The 2,103-nt window shown below is 57.9% G+C and carries 2 rRNA genes; both read right to left on the bottom strand.

Features of this window, described 5'->3' with window-relative positions:
* Positions 1-626: ribosomal RNA gene (locus tag ACWDAK_RS41075) — 23S ribosomal RNA — on the bottom strand; the annotation flags it as partial.
* A 285-nt stretch (positions 627-911) separates the two neighbouring features.
* Positions 912-2,103: ribosomal RNA gene (locus ACWDAK_RS41080) — 16S ribosomal RNA — on the bottom strand; the annotation flags it as partial.

Raw genomic sequence — 2,103 nt, forward strand, 5'->3', positions numbered from 1 at the left:
GCTCCCACGGCTTGTAGGCACACGGTTTCAGGTACTATTTCACTCCGCTCCCGCGGTACTTTTCACCATTCCCTCACGGTACTATCCGCTATCGGTCACCAGGGAATATTTAGGCTTAGCGGGTGGTCCCGCCAGATTCACACGGGATTTCTCGGGCCCCGTGCTACTTGGGAAATGAACAAGCAAGCCGTACAGATTTCGTCTACGGGGGTCTTACCCTCTACGCCGGACCTTTCGCATGTCCTTCGACTACCCATACGGTTTCTGACTCGCCCAGCCGCCGGCAGACAACTGAAGCTCACTCCCACAACCCCGATACGGCAACCCCTGCCGGGTCTCACACCATACCGGTTTAGCCTCATCCGGTTTCGCTCGCCACTACTCCCGGAATCACGGTTGTTTTCTCTTCCTGCGGGTACTGAGATGTTTCACTTCCCCGCGTTCCCTCCACACTGCCTATGTGTTCAGCAGCGGGTGACAGCCCATGACGACTGCCGGGTTTCCCCATTCGGAAACCCCCGGATCAAAGTCTGGTTGACGACTCCCCGGGGACTATCGTGGCCTCCCACGTCCTTCATCGGTTCCTGGTGCCAAGGCATCCACCGTGCGCCCTTAAAAACTTGGCCACAGATGCTCGCGTCCACTGTGCAGTTCTCAAACAACGACCAGTCACCCACACTCCAGAACCCCGAACACGAGACTCCTTCACATGAGACCGGCAACCATGAGGTACCAGCCAAACGGCCGCTCCCTCAGGACCCAACAACGTGCCCGACACGACCCAGTCACAAACCCACGTTCCACGCCGAAGCAGTACTAGTGGCCGATCCCGAACCGTGCCGAATAGTCAACGTTCCACCCATGAGCAACCGTGCGAGACATTCGCTCGCAGTCGGCTATGTGCTCCTTAGAAAGGAGGTGATCCAGCCGCACCTTCCGGTACGGCTACCTTGTTACGACTTCGTCCCAATCGCTGGTCCCACCTTCGACGGCTCCATCCCATACGGGTTAGGCCACCGGCTTCGGGTGTTACCGACTTTCGTGACGTGACGGGCGGTGTGTACAAGGCCCGGGAACGTATTCACCGCAGCATGCTGATCTGCGATTACTAGCAACTCCAACTTCATGGGGTCGAGTTGCAGACCCCAATCCGAACTGAGGCCGGCTTTTTGGGATTCGCTCCGCCTCACGGCATCGCAGCCCTTTGTACCGACCATTGTAGCACGTGTGCAGCCCAAGACATAAGGGGCATGATGATTTGACGTCATCCCCACCTTCCTCCGAGTTGACCCCGGCAGTCTCCTGTGAGTCCCCATCACCCCGAAAGGCATGCTGGCAACACAGAACAAGGGTTGCGCTCGTTGCGGGACTTAACCCAACATCTCACGACACGAGCTGACGACAACCATGCACCACCTGTACACCGACCACAAGGGGGCTGACATCTCTGCCAGTTTCCGGTGTATGTCAAGCCTTGGTAAGGTTCTTCGCGTTGCGTCGAATTAAGCCACATGCTCCGCTGCTTGTGCGGGCCCCCGTCAATTCCTTTGAGTTTTAGCCTTGCGGCCGTACTCCCCAGGCGGGGAACTTAATGCGTTAGCTGCGGCACCGACGACGTGGAATGTCGCCAACACCTAGTTCCCAACGTTTACGGCGTGGACTACCAGGGTATCTAATCCTGTTCGCTCCCCACGCTTTCGCTCCTCAGCGTCAGTAATGGCCCAGAGATCCGCCTTCGCCACCGGTGTTCCTCCTGATATCTGCGCATTTCACCGCTACACCAGGAATTCCGATCTCCCCTACCACACTCTAGCCTGCCCGTATCGAATGCAGACCCGGGGTTAAGCCCCGGGCTTTCACATCCGACGCGACAGGCCGCCTACGAGCTCTTTACGCCCAATAATTCCGGACAACGCTCGCACCCTACGTATTACCGCGGCTGCTGGCACGTAGTTAGCCGGTGCTTCTTCTGCAGGTACCGTCACTTGCGCTTCTTCCCTGCTGAAAGAGGTTTACAACCCGAAGGCCGTCATCCCTCACGCGGCGTCGCTGCATCAGGCTTTCGCCCATTGTGCAATATTCCCCACTGCTGCCTCCCGTAGG

It is taken from the genome of Kitasatospora sp. NPDC001175, from assembly GCF_053598215.1.